This window comes from Paenibacillus sp. JCM 10914 (assembly GCF_001315105.1).
In the GTDB taxonomy this organism is placed as follows: domain Bacteria; phylum Bacillota; class Bacilli; order Paenibacillales; family Paenibacillaceae; genus Paenibacillus_AQ.
This window is the reverse complement of record NZ_BAZR01000022.1, coordinates 61,527-78,898: the sequence shown is the minus strand read 5'-3', so window position 1 is coordinate 78,898 and position 17,372 is coordinate 61,527. Positions and strand designations below refer to the sequence as shown.

11 protein-coding genes and 1 pseudogene are annotated in these 17,372 nt (G+C 49.6%); 4 read left to right on the top strand and 8 right to left on the bottom strand.

Features of this window, described 5'->3' with window-relative positions:
• Positions 1–15 precede the first annotated feature (15 nt).
• The 4 genes from JCM10914_RS28560 to JCM10914_RS20330 all read right to left on the bottom strand — a co-directional run bounded on the left by JCM10914_RS28560 (position 16) and on the right by JCM10914_RS20330 (position 8,420).
• Positions 16–5,289, bottom strand: coding sequence for an S-layer homology domain-containing protein (locus JCM10914_RS28560; RefSeq protein WP_023964104.1), 5,274 nt, complete (start codon positions 5,287–5,289; stop codon positions 16–18).
• Between the two features lie 209 nt (positions 5,290–5,498).
• Positions 5,499–6,512: a LacI family DNA-binding transcriptional regulator gene (locus JCM10914_RS20340; RefSeq protein WP_023964102.1), complete on the bottom strand. Its 1,014-nt coding sequence runs from the start codon at positions 6,510–6,512 to the stop codon at positions 5,499–5,501.
• A 267-nt stretch (positions 6,513–6,779) separates the two neighbouring features.
• The gene (locus JCM10914_RS20335) at positions 6,780–7,760 is read right to left on the bottom strand and encodes a Gfo/Idh/MocA family protein (RefSeq protein ID WP_023964100.1); all 981 of its coding nucleotides are present in this window, start codon (positions 7,758–7,760) and stop codon (positions 6,780–6,782) included.
• Positions 7,761–8,072: 312 nt separating this feature from the next.
• Complete coding sequence (locus JCM10914_RS20330) at positions 8,073–8,420, bottom strand: hypothetical protein (RefSeq protein ID WP_231638721.1); 348 nt, start codon at positions 8,418–8,420, stop codon at positions 8,073–8,075.
• Between the two features lie 551 nt (positions 8,421–8,971).
• Between JCM10914_RS20330 and JCM10914_RS20320 the strand changes: the two genes are divergently transcribed.
• Positions 8,972–10,357: a helix-turn-helix transcriptional regulator gene (locus JCM10914_RS20320; RefSeq protein ID WP_023964098.1), complete on the top strand. Its 1,386-nt coding sequence runs from the start codon at positions 8,972–8,974 to the stop codon at positions 10,355–10,357.
• Between the two features lie 42 nt (positions 10,358–10,399).
• Here JCM10914_RS20320 and JCM10914_RS20315 read toward each other — a convergent pair whose 3' ends face one another.
• Complete coding sequence (locus JCM10914_RS20315) at positions 10,400–10,762, bottom strand: hypothetical protein (protein ID WP_036719274.1); 363 nt, start codon at positions 10,760–10,762, stop codon at positions 10,400–10,402.
• A gap of 413 nt (positions 10,763–11,175) precedes the next feature.
• Here JCM10914_RS20315 and JCM10914_RS20310 point away from each other — a divergent pair.
• Both JCM10914_RS20310 and JCM10914_RS20305 read left to right on the top strand, forming a co-directional pair.
• A pseudogene (locus JCM10914_RS20310) lies at positions 11,176–12,473 on the top strand (GntP family permease).
• Between the two features lie 41 nt (positions 12,474–12,514).
• Entirely contained in the window at positions 12,515–13,651 is a 1,137-nt protein-coding gene (locus tag JCM10914_RS20305; RefSeq protein WP_023964093.1) for a glycerate kinase, read from the top strand.
• 78 nt (positions 13,652–13,729) lie between these two features.
• On the opposite strand, the gene JCM10914_RS20300 is transcribed toward JCM10914_RS20305, so the two are convergent.
• The 3 genes from JCM10914_RS20300 to JCM10914_RS20290 form a co-directional block, all read right to left on the bottom strand.
• Positions 13,730–14,761 carry a sugar diacid recognition domain-containing protein gene (locus JCM10914_RS20300; RefSeq protein WP_023964091.1) on the bottom strand — a complete coding sequence of 344 codons (1,032 nt, stop codon included), beginning with the start codon at positions 14,759–14,761 and terminating at the stop codon, positions 13,730–13,732.
• A 106-nt stretch (positions 14,762–14,867) separates the two neighbouring features.
• Positions 14,868–15,386, bottom strand: coding sequence for a hypothetical protein (locus JCM10914_RS20295; protein ID WP_036719268.1), 519 nt, complete (start codon positions 15,384–15,386; stop codon positions 14,868–14,870).
• Positions 15,387–15,413: 27 nt separating this feature from the next.
• Entirely contained in the window at positions 15,414–15,728 is a 315-nt protein-coding gene (locus JCM10914_RS20290; protein WP_023964089.1) for a hypothetical protein, read from the bottom strand.
• Between the two features lie 261 nt (positions 15,729–15,989).
• Between JCM10914_RS20290 and guaD the strand changes: the two genes are divergently transcribed.
• The gene (gene guaD / locus JCM10914_RS20285) at positions 15,990–17,354 is read left to right on the top strand and encodes a guanine deaminase (RefSeq protein ID WP_023964088.1); all 1,365 of its coding nucleotides are present in this window, start codon (positions 15,990–15,992) and stop codon (positions 17,352–17,354) included.
• Positions 17,355–17,372: the final 18 nt, after the last annotated feature.

Here is a 17,372-nt window from a genome sequence, read left to right as displayed (position 1 = left end):
GTTTTTAGTGTTTCCTTATTTCAAGTTGCCCAGCAATCTGGCAATGACTTGAACACTCTCGGCGCGGCTCGCCGCTCCTTGCGGATCGAACCTGTCGCTACCTTTGCCCTGGATCAAACCCAGCTCGGCTGCCGTCAGGACCGACGCCTTAGCCCAAGCACTGATCTGAGCCTCATCGACGAAAGCGGAGACGCCGCTGACCGCCGGAACGGTTCCTTGCCTTCTCTCATAGGCCTTGACCAGCATCATGGCCATTTCCTGCCGTGAAATGACCGCATCCGGAACAAAGCGGTTGCCATCGCGGCCGGAGACGATGCCGGCCGCATGCACGGCTTGGATCGCTTCCGCATACCATTTCGTTTCGTCGACATCGATGAATGCTACCGTTGCAACTGGACGCAGGTCCATCGCTCTGGCGATCAACGCCGCGAACTCCGCGCGGGTAATCTGCGCTTGCGGGGCGAATCTCGCATCGCTGATTCCGTTCACCAGCAGCCGTGCCGACAACTGCTGGATCGCCTCGTAAGCCCAGTGAGATCGGCCCACATCCGAATAGCGCTTGTCAAAGCTCAATAAGACGACATTTCCGTCCAGGCGATCGATTGGTACGGTAAAGATGTTCCCGTTCAAGACCCCGCCAGCATAAGTCAATTGTCCGGACGCAGATATAACATAGGCGCCGAGTATCCCTTCTGCAGGCTGGCGAACGCCCAGCCATTCAATCCGCACCGGCTCCGGCCATTCGGATAGCCGGTATTCCGTGCCTTCCTTGGAAATGGCCTTCATGCTCAGGGCAAGCATTTCACTGGCAACGGCAAGATTGGCTTTGACGCTGCCCGCGGCTTGATCGACCAGCTTCTTCGCCTGATCGGCCTCCGGTTTGCCCAATTCGAATACGAGTTGAGCCTGGCTTAGGTCTTGCCCAGGCAGCAGCGCCTTCAGCGCCTGGAGTACCTTCGCCGGAACGATAAGCGCCACCTGTTCTCCTTGCACCCGGAGCTGGTTGTCTCCGTCCAGAGCCGGGGCATTCGCCGGCAGCGCGATTTGGTGCTGGCCCGATCCCAGCTTGACCTCCACCACCCCGTCCTTAGCCGTCAGTTCAGGAGCAGTTGTCGGCGGGGATGGATGGCTGCCTCCATTGTTACTGCCCGGCGCCGTCTCCCCGTTTCCGGCGCCCGGAGGCGATTCGCTTCCGTTGTCATCATCCGGATTCGGTTCCTTCTTCATGACCGGGACGATCTGCACGTCGTCGAATGCCGACCAATTGCCGGCCTGGTTGTCCGAGAACAAGCCAAGCTCTACGTCGCCTGTCGTGACTTGGAACGGCTCACTGATGAACAAGGTGTATTCCGAGGAAGAAGCACTCTTCATATCCACTTGCACATCTTCTCCGCCATGCTTCTTGATCTCCATTCGCAGGACGTTCACGTCATCGCCGACTCTGGCCCAGACCGATGCCTGATACCAGCCGTTGTCGACCTTCACGGACTGATAGGTCGTCTGCTGGTAATCCTGATCGGCCCAGTGGGTCAGCTTGTACACACCGCTGCGTGGATCGCCGTCATCCACAAATTGGGCGTTGCCGATGTTCGACCAGCCCTGCCAGCCGTTCAGCTTGTCTTCATCTTCAAAACCGGGGTTCTTCAAATTCACGGGAACAACCGGCGTGATCGACTGAACCGTCGATGGGAAGGACTCGTTGTCATCCGTATCGACAGCGCTGACGGCAAAGCTATAGCTCTGCCCGTTGGTCAATCCCGTCACTTCCGCGCTGCGCTTGCCGCCGTCAGCCGGAACGGTGCTAACCTTCTGACCGTCCTGATAAATATGGTAAGCGGCCAAATCAAACTCCGTATTCGCGTTCCACTGCAGATAGGCTTTGCCGTCCCCGCCAATCCCGGCCAATCCGGCAGGCACGGCCGGCGCATAGCTGTAAATTTCAAAATCATCGATCCCAGCCCAGTTGCCGCCCTTAGCGTCCGAGAACACCGCAATTTCCATTTGACCGTTCGTTACCTGGATCTGATCGATCGAGAACGGCGTCCAGGTCCCCCCGCTTGCTGACTTCATATCTCGGGAGAGTGCGTCTCCGCCATAATTCTTCACTTCCAGTTGGAACATGTTCTGGCCGCCGCCGGTTCTGGCCCAGACTTGAACCTTGTAAGTACCATTCGGCAGCTCAAGGATGCGATAAGTCGACTGCTGATAGTCATCGCCTGACCAGTGGGTCAGCTTGTAACTACCGCGCGGATTGTCATTATCTACGAAATTCGCCGTTGTTTGATCTTCCGGATGCCATTCAGACCAGCCTTCAAGACTGCCCAATTCAAAATCCAGATTGGCGAAGGAAAGCGGGAGACCCGATGCGTTCGGCGATGCCGTGACAGTCTCGCTGTACGGCGATTCGTTGCCGGCCTTATCCACTGCTGTGACAGCAAATATGTACTTCTCACCCGGAGTCAGTCCGCGAGCCGTATATTGCGTCTGCAAGATCGTATTGATGGATCCGATCAGCACGTCATTCCTGTAAATATGGTACTTGGCAAAATCCCGCTCGACATTCGGCTCCCAGTACAGCTTGACCTGTTCAATGCCAGCCTCAGCCCGAAGCCCTTGCGGCGCTGCCGGCGGCACTTGATCCTGCCCCGCCTCGGTCGTTCCGCTTACGCTGCGGCTCACCGCCGACTCTCCGTTTTCATTAAACGCAGACACGGCATAATGATAGGTCGTGTCCCCCTGCAAGCCCGTGTCGGTAAACGTCGTGACAGCCCCGTCAAGCACGCTCACCTCGGCAAAATCGACATAAACATCGCCTGTAACCGTTGCATTTGCCAGATCTTTCAGTGAACGGTACACCTTGTAGCCCGCAGCTTCTTGTACCGGACTCCAATCCAGTTGAATGTTATGGCCGTCGTATACCGCCGATGTCACCGTCTGAGGCTCGGACGGCGGATTCGGGCCAACCGGCTTCGCTGGAGCCTTCGTTGTTACCCGGTACAGCTCGAAATCATCATAATTTGCCCATTCGGACCTCGATGTGCTCGAACTTACCCCGATCTCCAGTTGGCCATTCGTTACGCGAATGTTCTCCAACGTCACCTGTTTCCAATCAGAGTACATCTCCCCCATGTCAGCCGCCATGTCCGGTCCGCCATAGTTCTTCACTTCCAGCTTCGAGCGGATATTATCCGCTTTGTTCACCCATACGGATGCTCTATAGGTTCCGTTAGGCACTTTGACGGTACGGTATGTGTACTGCTCATAACCCTCGGAGAACCAATGGTTCAGCTTATACTCGCCGCTTCTTGCGCCGCCTGCTTCCACCTTGTGCGCGGTTCCCTTCGAGTTCCAATCCCTCCAACCAGTCAGATCACCCTGCTCAAACCCGCCGTTCATACCGATGTAATTCATCGTATCGAGATAGGAGGTCTGGGAGAACTGGAACCAGTTCAGATGCACAGGGCCGTTCATCACCAAATAGAGGGTGTGGACGCCGCTCGCCCCCTCTACGGCTGCCGCTTGGGTTGTCCAGTTCTGCAATCCACCGGTCGGTGACAGATCTGCGATCCCAACCAGTTGACCGTTCGGACTGCCCAGTCTGAACTCGATGCGCGCTTCCTGCTCAGCGGCCACGCGCAGCTTCACGCTAGCTGTTCCATCAACAAACTCCACATTCGGATAGGCCAGATAACCTTGATCGGCCAAGCTTACGCTTTTGCCGCCGCCCGTATCCGTCACGATGGTTGCGGTAACTCCGCCAGTACTGCCCTGCGGATCGTAATCCTCGGCTTCTACCCTGCTGTAGGGGGTCAGCATGTCCGGTCCGTTGCTGCCTGGCGTCCCGTTCCAGGTAAAGGTTGCCACGGCGCCAGCAGGCAGGGAATAGACAAAGCTCTCATTCCCCGAGCGAACCTTGAATTCACGTTCCGACTTCGCGGGATTCAACACGATTAAGGCTTTGGAGCCGTCCGGATTAAGGAATGCCACATTCTCGATGCCGCCCCCGTCGAACGAATTAGACTTGATGCGAACCGCTCCCGGCTTCACGAACTTGCTGGCATGACCGAAGGAATAATATTCTTCATTGTAGGTGACTTCCTTCGTCGCCTGATTGACCGTGACCACGCCGCGGCAGTCCCCGCAACCTCCGACAAATGGGCCATGATTCTCGTCCAGCGCGAGGTTCCATTTCAGCGAGGTTTTCGCCCAATGGCGCGTTGCGCCGATGATTAGATTCTGCAAGTCCCAGACCAGATTGTCGCTGAAGTTCGGTGCGAACTGACCGCCCGAACTTTCCGTGAAATAGATGCCTTTGTCCGGGAATGGGTCATGCACGAGCGACTGATTGTCTACAATGCCCGCATAGCCGTGAAAAGCCGTTCCATCGATGTAGGGATAGGCATCGACATCATTCAATACTTCGATCGGGTACGCCGGATCGTCCCAGTTATGGTCCCAGATGATGATTTTGGTCGACAGATTCGCCTCCTCCAGCGCAGGTCCCAGCTCCTTCACGAAGGCCGCCTGATCTTCCGGGTCCATCTTCATGCCCGAATACGTTGCCGGCTCGTATTGCGGCTCATTCTGCAGCGTCACGGCATCGATCTCAATGCCCTCCTGTTTGTATGCCTCGATGAATTTCACGAAATATTGGGCATACACCCCGTAGTATTCTTCCTTGAGTTTTCCCTTCATCAAGGAGCCCGTTGTCTTCATCCAAGCCGGCGCCGACCATGGCGATCCCATAAATTTCAGATCCGGGTTGATCTCGAGTGCCTGCTTCAGAACCGGAATGATGTAGTCCAGATCATACGCGATGGAGAAATGCTCCAAGTTCTCGTCGGTCTGCCCTTCAGGCAAGTCGTTATACGTATATTTATCAAGTGCAAAATCGCTTGCCCCCATAGGAATCCGAATGTAGCTGAGCCCCACGCCTTCTTCAGGGTCAAACAGCTTGCGCATCACTTCTTCCCGCTTGCCGGCATCCAGCTTCGTAAACAGCAGCCACGCGGATGAGTCCGTCAAGGAAGCGCCAAAACCGTCGATTGTCTGGTATTGTACCTCCTCGTCCACATTGATCGTATGCTCCATCGGATTCGTATCCGGCTGGAAAGCGGTATCATTTTGCGGCGTTAACAAATGGTTCTTGTCCCCCGTCGTCAACCATACCTTAACCGTCTCTCCCGTCGCAGCCGCCGCCGGTGACGCTGTCTGCGCGAAGATGGACGCGACCAGCGCCACGCTCAGCGCGCTGCTCAGCAATTTGCTCATCATGCTCTTAAGCTTCATGAAACTCCCTCCTCTTTCATAAATGTAATCGATTACAAAATAATGCGAGTAAATATGGGATAATCAGGCCCAACACAGCCTTCAAAGGGCTTTTATGATGGCTTCTCCCAGAATGCACCCCTCCTTCATCCGATCATCTATATAAGTTATCGTCAATATATCACCAATTGTAATCGATTACAATATGATGCAGAGGATTACCCTCGCCTTTATTTTGCAAATCGCGAGGACTCTCGGACCAGCAGCTCGGAATCCACTTTAAATACGCGCTGTTCCTTGAACTGGTTCTCGTTCATCTGGTCGATCAGCTTCTCCGTTATTAATGCCCCCATCGCATACTTCGGTTGGTCGACCGTGCTCAGGCGAGGCGTGATGTATCTGGATATTCGGTTATTGTCCACGCCGACAATTGCCAAGTCCTTCGGGATCGTTATTCCCATTTCCGCGCAGGCCCGGTACACACCCAGAGCCATTTCATCGTTGGCCGAATATACGGCGGTAAATGGCAGTCCCTTACCGATCAGCCGCAGGAAGGCATGATATCCGCCTTTTTCATTGAAATCGCCATTCTCAATCAACTCCTGCCGGAAGGGAAGCCGATGCTCCCTTAGCGCCTTCATATATCCCTCCAGCCGTTCATAGCTGTCCAGCGCATCCGGATATCCGCTCAGGAAGGCGATGCTCCGATGGCCCTGCTCGATGAAATGATGAACGACATTCATCGAGAACTTGACATTATCAGTAAAGATGCAAGGCACGCCGGCATGATCAATGCATTTGCCAACGACACCGATGTTATATCCCTTGTCTGCCAGCTCACCGATCAGTTCGTCGGAGATGGAGCCGGTCATCGAAACCAGAATCATTGCATCTACCGTTCGATTCAGCAACAGCTCCAGATAGCCAAGCTCTTCCTCCTTCTGATTATGCGCATCGCAAATAATGACCTTGTATTCCCTGGAATAGGCCATGTTCTCAATCCCCTTGACGATTTCGGCATAGTAGGACACATTGATGTCCGACACGATGACCCCGATCATCATCGTCTTCTTGGAACGCAGAAACTTGGCCGTCGCATTCGGGTGGTAATTCATTGACTCGATAGCCTCCTGAACCTTCAGGCGCGTCCGTTCGGTTACAACGCCACTGTTGTTCAGCACTCGCGATACGGTTGCTACCGATACATTGGCTGCCTTCGCCACATCTTTGATCTTGATATCCATTCCGGTTACCCTTCCTTTACCATGCCGATCTCATCCCTCTGATTGCCTATTATAGCATAAAAAAACATAAAACCGGCCCCTAATCGAAATCGATGAAGCAAACCGATACAGAAGAAGAAGCTTGTTAGAACATCACTAAATCAAAAACAAGGACGCCGTCACAGCGGGCGTCCTTGTTTGGTAGCGGGAGATACACGCTTTTTGTTCACCCTCATTACAGTGGGCATTCAAATTTATCCTACTTCTTGGCTTCCATCAATTGAGGCCTTAAATCCATGAAGCCTTCACCCGGCTTGCGCAAAGCTTCCAACACCACTTGCGCGTTATAGCGTCATAGAAATCATAGATGATACCGGGCTCTCCATTTAGCATTTGCACGATTTGCTTCAGAATCGGCAGCGGGCTGACAATATCGTCTGCCGGTACCACCTGCGGCTCGGCATCGTTGCTGCTGCGATACAAGTTGCGCCAGTTCTCCAATGCCAAAGTTCCATCATCACCATGAACCACCAGGGACACACGTTCTTCCCCCTCCCGCTGGTCGGTTCCCAACAGGTGAATCTCAGTGCCATTATGCAGCCTCATGATGGCACGCACGTGGCTTTCCGCTTGATTTGAATCCGGCGGAAACTCGATCTCGCTCTGCACTTGCGTAATCGGGCCGAATACCTGCTGGATCATTTGAATCCAGTGAATGCCAACCTCCAGTAAATATCCACCCTGCTGCCTTGAGGTAATCCAAGGATTCTGCTGCCAAGCCCGCGGCCACCGCGGGAACTCCAGGTACAGCTCCAGCTTGTGAATTCCACCAATCGCCTGCTCCTCCAACAATGCCTTCAGCTTCAGCACGGCCGGATCGAGCGGCAGCGAGAAATGAACCGCATGGAGCACGTCGGCCTGCTCGGCCTGCTCCACCAAACTCCGGGCTTCATCCAGGCTGTTGGCCAGCGGCTTCTCGCAGAAGACGTGAATGCCTTTCTCAAATGCGATCCGGGCCACCTCATAATGCAGGGACGGCGGAACCGCAATATATATCAGGTCCAGCGCAACCTCACTTAGCAGTTGGCGGTAATCGGTGAACAGCCGGGGAGTAATTCCTGCTGCTTCAACTTCCCTGTTCAAGCTGGATTCGTCACTGTCGCAAATGGCGACCAATTCGAGCTTCTCCGCATATTGGGGCAGCAAGCGGTGAATCATATGCCGGCCCATATGTCCTAAGCCGATGACGGCGATTTTTACTTTGTTCATCCTGTTCTCCTATTCCGTTCGCGATTCATTTTGTCCTAAATTGCACGCCATCTATTATAAATCAGGTGCTGCTGCTCGTACACTTAGATATCGCAAAAAAAGGCTCTGCCTGATAGCAGAGCCTTTATGTATAAAGGGATGGTTGCTTGCGTTAAACCCTGAAAAGCCTAATTTTCAGGGTTTTTATAACACCAATCCGGGTCATAAGGTAATGATTTTAACTTATTCATATCTCCCCAGCCATAAACCCAATCATTATCTGTAACCCAGAAGTAATCATCAGGATTTAATTTAAGATATTCATAAATAAATTTAAAAATTAAACTTTGGACACCATAGATATCTGATATCTTCTATATGACCAACTTGACATAATGATAGATTAGAATCCAAACCCAAATCCCCGTGGTAGTAAAAATCAATACTTGGATTATTCATAGCATGAACGGTAACAATAAAGGATTGCTCACTTTTCTCTGCAAATGAATTGTTGTTAATGTTCAGAGTAGTATTTAAAAACTCCCCCTTATCGGAGTAGTTCTTATTATTATGAAAATAAAGAGTTGCATCAGCATGAAATACGGAGACTATTGTATCTGCTAACAATTTTTCGGGTGAATATTTTATTTTTGGTGTCAAAATAACTGCTGAAGTGCCCATTTTATTCCAATACCTCCTTGAGTTCATCCAGAGAATTAACAATAGTAACCCCTTTAGATTTAATCTCCTGTAATTTTTTCAAATTATTTGGATGCAAGTTTGTTAATGGTTTGTCAATATACAAAATTACTTTCTTCTGATCGGGATTAAAATAGTTACTATATATTGGTGTTAATATATTTATCAAACTGATCTACCTCTGTCACTCGACCGGGTCGTACCTCCCCACAAGCGAACACCATCATCGTCATCTGACGGTCCAGTTGGTTCTTGGGGCAGGTCGGCACTTCATTAGCCCTCGACGCCTGATCCGATACTCGAAGCAGGATCTCGGGACCAATATCTTCACATTTGCATCCTCTCCGACTTATTGTAGATACTCTACTCCACCCATATCCTAGTATTACTAAAATATTCCAACATCCTTCATGTGAAAGATAAATTCCTGGTAAGATGCCATATCCCTATCCACTATTGCTTGAGTCTACTAAAATGTTTTACATTGATATTATGAATTATTCCCAGATGATGGAACATAGGAGGTTAAGACGGTGACTCTTGATGCGAATAAGACGATTATCGATCATATACTGCTCTATCTGAATCAGAATCAGATGAATATCTCTTCTTTTGCTGCTCAATCGGGAATTAACTCAGGCACACTAAGCCGATACCTCCAAGGTCAACAGGCTATATCCGTTTCTAATTTGGATAAGATTACGAACGCAATGGGATTAAAAGAGGGCAGCTTATTTCCTCTATATTTGAATGAGTTTCTGGTATTTTCTACTCCAAACTGGAGAAGATTTAGCCCGTTTATTACGCGATGCGCGGAATTAGGCAAGTTTCAACTCATCGCTGATACTGTAAATTTAATGATGGATCATCCTACATATCTGGTTAATCTCTTCGAACATGCCGAGCGTTTATACCAAGACAATTATAAAGAAGCCGCTTTAATTCTCTACAAGAGCATTGCCGAAAATGAAAAAAATCAACATGCGGAACGATTAGGTCTATGCCAATACAGAATATTTCAGTGCTCTCTGAACTCGGATCAAGAGCAGAACCTGGTTTGCTGCATCCAGTTTGAAGCCTTTATTGAGCGTGTTCCCGAATCCGTTCAGTTAGATGCTTTAAAAGATTTAGCCGATTCGTTCATTTCTTTACGGAAATGGAGCAAGGCTAAACAATATGCTACCGAAATGGGACGCATTGCAAGGATGAGATATGCTAATAAACACGCCAAAAATAGACCTAACAAAATACCACCCACCTATACGACCAGACCTTTATTCGGCTATATCCTGTACTCTGACTTACTGCTATCTTCTATTGCAGCGAATTGCGAAGAATATGATGAGGCACTAGTTTATCTAGCAAATTACGAGGATCATAGCTGGATTAAGGAAACGGACAGTGCTTCGGAACAAGTGAAAAAAAAGTTCTTGGACTGGGCTTTAGGTAATCGTTATCTCTATGAATTCATGAGTGGAAACCTAAATATTCTGGAGCAATACATGGTGTATATTACCTCCCGAAAAGGTGAAACGTTGAAAGCTTTATTCAAAATCATGCAATTTGCTAATAGACACCAATACGATTTGGATCAGTATCTTATAGAATTCGAGAGTTTAATTGAGAAACATATGAAACATGGAGGAATGGCCGGAACTTATAATAAAAATATCATCGATGATCAGTTTTGTGATTTTTTAGCAGACATGGGGAGATATTATCTTCGTAAAGAGCACTACAGTAAAGGCATAAAATATATTATAGATAGTTTGGAGCTCTCTTATTCTATTAATAACAAAGCTTATGTCGTTAAATGTACGACTATATTGGATCATTTCCGTTCAAAGTTAAACGCGACAGATTTATTAAGGTTTTCCGAGATTCAGGAAAGGTATAAGAATAACTTTTCTATGCTTTAAAGCCGCTGCTGCTGTTGATTTATCTTCAGAGAGGCTCAAATCTCAAGCCCCATTTGGGCTATCGGTTTGGTTCCATATTGCTTCTTCTGCTTCAAAGCTAATAACCCCTACATCATCGCCACCAGTAAGAACAATCTCTATAACTCTACTTGATACTGTTGATTTAACCTCAAAAATCTCATTACTATCAATTTGAAATGAGCTTGGTTCGATCTGAAAAGAAGTTACCCCTGTAAAGGATAGTACACCTTCTCTCATTTCTGGTTCAGTCTCAACATAAAAAGTTTGTTTCCACTGACACAATTCAAGACTAATAGATACTCTCAATTCACTGGGATTGTATTCAATATTTACTACAACGCTATCATGCAAATCATATGTTGAAAAAAACTCTGTTGGTTTCATTTTGATCCTCTCCTATGGAACGATATGAGAAGCTTTAGAGCCCTTAGCGGCGGCCTCGACATCCTGGGCGAATTTCTGTCACGTATCGGCGTGACCATTTTGCCTCCTCAGACCGCCGAATCGACGATCTCTTCCGCCGCTCTTATTGTAGACATTATATTTTAACCATATCCTAGGATTTGGAAAAGGTTCCAAGGTCCTTTATGCAGGTACTCATGAGAAGAATAAGAATAAACGCAAAATCCGGAGCACTGCATCCCGTTATTCATTGGAATTATACGGATAAAATCATTGTGCAGATGCACAATAAAAATCGTCTATTCATCAATATTTCTTTACGTCCATTCATTTTATACTGAAAGCGTAATCAACAAGAAAGCGAATTCATAAACAGCATAGGGAGGCATACAAAGATGGACGGATTAACCATCAGTTGGATCGGGGCACTCGTTGGACTTGCCATTGCGATCATCCTCATCTTAAGAAAACTAAATCCGGTGTATGCATTATTTCTAGGAGCCATCCTCGGAGCATTGATCGGCGGAGCCAATCTGCAACAAACCATCGATGTCCTGGTCGGTGGAACACAAAGCGTGATGGGTACGGTACTTCGGGTGCTCGCCGCAGGGGTTCTGGCCGGCGTCATGATGGAATCGGGCGCAGCCGAAACCATTGCACAGGCCATTGTCAAGAAATTCGGCGGGGGTAAAGCGATACTGGCGCTCGCCCTGGCAACGATGATTATTACGGCCGTAGGCGTATTTATTCCGGTAGCTGTCCTGATCGTAGCACCGATCGCCCTCTCCGTCGGCAACAAAATGGGCATCTCCAAGATCGCGCTTTTGCTTGCGCTTTCAGGCGGCGGTAAGGCGGGAAATATCATCTCGCCCAATCCGAATACGATTGCAGCAGCGAACGGATTTAGCTGGATTTGAGCCAAGTGATGATTGCAGGTTTCGTACCGGCTTTGTTCGGACTAGCTGTGACCGTGATCGTGGCATCCATGCTGAAGAAAAAAGGAACCATGGTATCCGCTGAAGAAGCAGTAAATGAGCAGGAAGTCGATACTTCCAAATATCCGCCGCTCAAAACAGCCATCGTGGCGCCGCTTGTCGCCGTCATCCTGCTCATGATTAACCCGATCGGTTCGATTCTCAATATCGATCTGCTGGCCAGCTTCAAAGTTGATGCGATGTTTATTCTCCCAATTGCCGGGGTGATTGGCATGCTCGCAATGGGGAAAGCGAACAAAATCTTGGATTATTCCGCGTCGGGACTTAACAAAATGACCGCAACGGTACTCATCCTGCTGGGTGCAGGCGGTATCGCGGGACTGATTTCGAATTCCGATCTCTCCACGCAGGTCGTCAGCATTATCGAAGCTTCCGGTATTTCCGGCACGTTCCTTGCACCGATTGCCGGTATTCTGATGGCGGCAGCAACCGCTTCAACTTCGACAGGCGTTATTCTGGCAACCGGCTCATTCGGCGAGGCGATCCTGAATATGGGTACGGCTCCAATTGCCGCCGCAGCGATGGTACACACGGGTGCGACCGTGATCGATTCCTTACCACAGGGCAATTACTTCCACGTGACGGCAGGCAGCATGAACATGTCGATCAAGCAGCGGATGGGACTTGTCCCTTACGAAGCCATCGTCGGGGGAACAATGACCCTTGTCGCTACATTGCTCTATGGATTTTTCCTATAAGCTATGATCCAATCCAATAATGAACTTATGAGGTGAGAGGGATGAAACAACCTACATTTTTGCTTGCGCCCGATTCTTTTAAAGAAAGCATGACGGCGAAGGAAGTCTGCATCGCGATGGAGGCAGGTCTGCGTAAAGCCTTTCCGGAGGCGAATTATGTGCATGTGCCCATGGCGGACGGCGGCGAAGGAACGGTTCAATCTCTTGTGGATGCAACAAGCGGCCAATTGGTTGAAAAAGAGGTCATCGGTCCATTAGGCCAGGTCGTTACGGCCAAATACGGCATGATGGGTGACGGCGTGACCGCTGCCATCGAAATGGCTTCTGCGAGCGGCATTCATCTGGTGACCAAGGAAACGAAGAATCCGCTGGTTACGACGACGTACGGCACGGGCCAGTTGATCAAGGAATGCCTGGATCAAGGCATCAAGAAGATCATCATCGGCATTGGCGGCAGCGCCACCAATGACGGCGGCGCCGGTATGGCGGAGGCGCTGGGCGCGAAGTTTCTGGATGCGAAGGGCAGCGCGCTTCCGCGCGGCGGTGGAAGCCTCGGCAGACTGGCTTCGATCGACATTAGCGGGCTCGATCCACGGCTGGCCGACGTACAAATCATCGTCGCTTGCGACGTGACCAACCCACTGTGCGGAGAGACCGGTGCATCGCATGTGTTCGGACCGCAAAAAGGGGCGACGCCGGAGATGGTGCTCGCGCTGGACGCCAATCTGGAGAACTATGCGGACGTGGTCAAGGAACAGTTGGGCAAAGACATTCGCGACATTCCCGGCGCCGGCGCGGCTGGCGGCCTGGGGGCGGGTCTGCTGATCTTCACCCAGGCCACGCTGCAGCGCGGGATCGACATTGTGATCGAGTATACCGGGCTTCGCAACAAGCTGGCCGATGCCGATTACTGTTTCACCGGTGAAGGCGGCATGGATTTTCAGACGAAATTCGGAAAGACGCCGTATGGCGTGGCTAAGGCAGCAAAGCTGGAGAGCAAGAAAGTGATCGCACTGGCAGGTTATATCGGCGAAGGCGCTGAGGTGTTGCACGAAGAAGGCATTGATGCCATCTTCGGGATCGTGCCTGGTGCAGCGGCCATCGAGCAGTTGCTAGCCGACGGCCCGACAAACGTGGCGAGAACCTGCGAGAACATCGGACGGCTCTTAAAGCTATAAGAAATGGCAAGCACGCACAGCGTTAAGCATATCGCTGTGCGTGCTTTTTTTACGGAGATATGGGCAGTGTAACGATGCTTATTTATATAGCTTTAACAATCCGTGAGTCAGCTCAAATAGGTCGAGCGTATTTCTCGGGTCCTTGCCCGTCAAGTCATGGATTCGCCTCAGTCGGTATTGGAGCGTGTTCCTGTGGATGTTCAGCTCTGCCGATGTGTCAGACATACTGCCGTTGTTGTGAATAAACACCCGCAGCGTCTCTAGCAGATCGACGGAATCTTTATCCTCCAATTTCATGATATGATGTTCGGTACCAAGCTCCGACTCGCTTAATTTCACCAAGAACTCCACCTGGTCGTACAGAATGATCTTCTCGGGAAGCTGCAGGGCCCGGCCAATTCTCATGGCGGATTTCGACTGATAATAGCCGTCTGCGATATGAGCTCCATGCCGTGAGACGCTGATCCTCAGCAGGGGCTGACTTTGCAGCAGTTGCTTGACGACCTTCTTGATCTCTTTCGCATCCTGGACGAGAATCATGCAGATATCCGCCTCAAGGATAAAAGAGGGGAACATCAGAAGCAGATTGGACATTTCGGTATTCATGCCTGCATGTTCGATGTACAGAATCGTGGTGGGAAGCAGCAAGTCGATGTTGTAGGCGATCGCTTTTTTCTGCAGCTTTTGCGTATAAATCCCTTGATGATGCAGTAGAACCTCCAGGAAAGCCTTCTTGCGGTTCGCTTCACTGTGCATCGACTCCAGCGCCATCCGCTGTTCAATCAGCAGCACAACGGTCGTTCTTACGATATTACAGAAAGGCCGAACCTCCTCCGGGTTACCCGAGATGCCGATGACCCCCACACGTACTTGATTAATGACGATCGGCTCATTCGTCCCTTTCTTCTCATAACGTTGATCTTCCCATACCTCCACCATCTCTCCACTCTCAAGGGCCTTGATCGCTCCGCGATGCTCCGTGCCGATTCGACCGGAGTTGCCGCTGCCGATAATTACGCCTTGATCGTTCATAATGTTGATATTATAGGGAATGTCATTCATCATGCGATCCACAATCTCTTGTGCTAATGCCTCGGATAACTGATACATGTCATGTCCTCTCCATCGGGCTTGTGTTATGCTGTCCGGCTAAAATCGTATTGTAACTTAATTTGTGCATATGAATGAAGAAGTATGATGAAAAATGGTTCAATGTTTAACCTTTTCTTTCGCCTATCATCCACTTGCCATCTTCTTTGAAAAACAAATAAATAACATTACCGAAATAATGCATATTGGTTTCAGGGTGATAAATTTCCTCCTCGACTCCTACTTCCATATCTGAAACATATTCAGATGGTCCATCGTAGAAGGTAGGATCCGCTAAATACGTTATTTTGAACAACTTGAGATATTCACTTGTATTCGTCTGTTGATCGTTATCTTTCGTTAATACACTTTGATATCCCTCAACATTTCCAGATAAGGTACTCCTCATCATTTTATTTAATGTTTGAACAATCTCTAGCTCTTCCCCTCGATATTGGCTTTCATCAATATATTGAGGGTTATGCAGATAAGTTGCGGATGCCTGCTCATGGTTCTCTTGTGTTGTTGTTTGCTCCTTTATTACAGTCATTTGCTGAGAAACCTCATTACGGTTTGAGAAACTTCCACATGCTGCCATGCTTATCACGATTCCAGTCAACACTAGGCAATAAAGAAAACCCTTCATACTCCACCTCCTGTGCTAAGCCCGAACTCATGACTTCATATCCGCGAAATAACCAAACAAACTAAACAAAACAACGATTAGAATAATCAAAGCTACCAAATAGCAGATAAGCATGATCCGAGCTGTAAACCAATTGAATCGCCCATACGCTTTACTCGCTACATACTGGGTTAGTCCAAGCAACGGAAAGGACAACACCATCAAGAACTCCAAATCATGTACAGCCCAGCGGTAAAATCTGTTGCCTGCCGATCTGCTAAGCAAGTATACGAGTCCAAATAACCAATTAAACGTAACAAACGTTCCTAGCATGCCAAATACAATGGCAATCAAACCGATCATCTGTATAACCCCTTTTAACGGACTTACCCCTATTGTATATTGTATTCTCTCTAACGACTTTTTTGCAAAATGAGTTCTCCCATCGCATCACGACATCCGGCCCTCTAACAAGTAATTCTTATCACTCACTCTCGTGAATTGGCAGTTATTGTCCAATTCTACTAAAGGCTGCATTTGTTCGCTTTTAAACTATAGACTTATCCTTTTTGACGGACTATAATAACAAAAGCATTCCTAAAAACGAACATTAAGGCGGTAAACATGAGTAAATATATGCAATTGTTTCAAGGTACATCCTTTTCAAGTAAATCTCCCACGGAAATTCAAATATTAAGAGACTATCTGTATTGTATCAATGCAGACGGCATGATTGAGCGGATCGTGGCGCCGGAAGACGCCGACTATCAATCCTTGCTCGATACGTATCAAGGCAGCGATAACTTTCATCGATTAGAAGAAGGACAGTTTTTCTTGCCTGGCTTTGTCGATTTGCATGTGCATGCCCCGCAGTGGGCACAATCCGGCACCGCGCTGGACATTCCGCTCTATGATTGGCTCAACACCTATACCTTTCCGCTCGAATCGAAATTCTCTGATCTCGATTTTGCGCAACAAGTGTACGAGGACGTGGTGAGCACCCTGCTCGCCAACGGAACGACGACCGCGCTCTATTTTGCCACGGTGCATAAAGAAGCCAGCTTGCGGTTAGCCGAAATCTGCGCAAGTAAAGGCCAGCGCGGGCTGGTGGGCAAAGTCGTCATGGACGATCCCGCACAGAATCCGGATTTCTACCGCGACGCGGATACCCCCACGGCCTTAGCCGACACGGAAGAGTTCATTATCGCTGTACAGGAATTGGCGAAGACCACGAAACAAGGCGTATATCCGGTCGTCACACCGAGATTCATTCCAAGTTGTACCGATGAAGGTCTGCGAGGCTTGGGCGAGCTGGCGGCCAAATATGACACGTACGTGCAATCCCACTGCAGCGAAAGCGACTGGGCGCACGGGCATGTTAAAGATCGATTCCAGAAAAACGATGCGTTTGCCCTGCATGATTTTGGCCTGCTGCGCGACAAATCGGTCATGGCGCACTGCAATTTCCTCGAAGATTCAGATGCGGAATTGTTTGCAGAGACCGGCACCGCGATCGCGCATTGCCCGATCTCCAACGCCTATTTTGCCAATAGCGTCCTCCCGGTTGCTCATCTCCATGCCAAAGATGTCGAGATTGGCCTCGGTTCCGATATATCCGGCGGCTTCTCGCCGAGTCTCTTCGATAACATCCGGCAAGCCGTCATCTCTTCCAGAATGCTGGAAGACGGCGTGAACACGGCCCTGTCTGCGGAAACCCGTGGCGTTAAGGACGCTCGCATTACAATCCATGAAGCGTTCTACCTGGCAACCGCCGGGGGTGGTGAAAGCCTAAGCCTGCCGATCGGACGCATTCAAGAACAATACGCGTGGGACGTGCAGGCGATTGATACTAGGGTGCCGTCCGCCAAGCTGCCGATTTTTGATGAGCATGAGGATTTGCAGGATGTTTTTCAGAAGATCATGTATCTGGCAAGACCGGAGCATATCCGCGAGGTATGGGTACAAGGGGAACAAGTGCATTCCCGTTAAGATATAGATCACAACCAA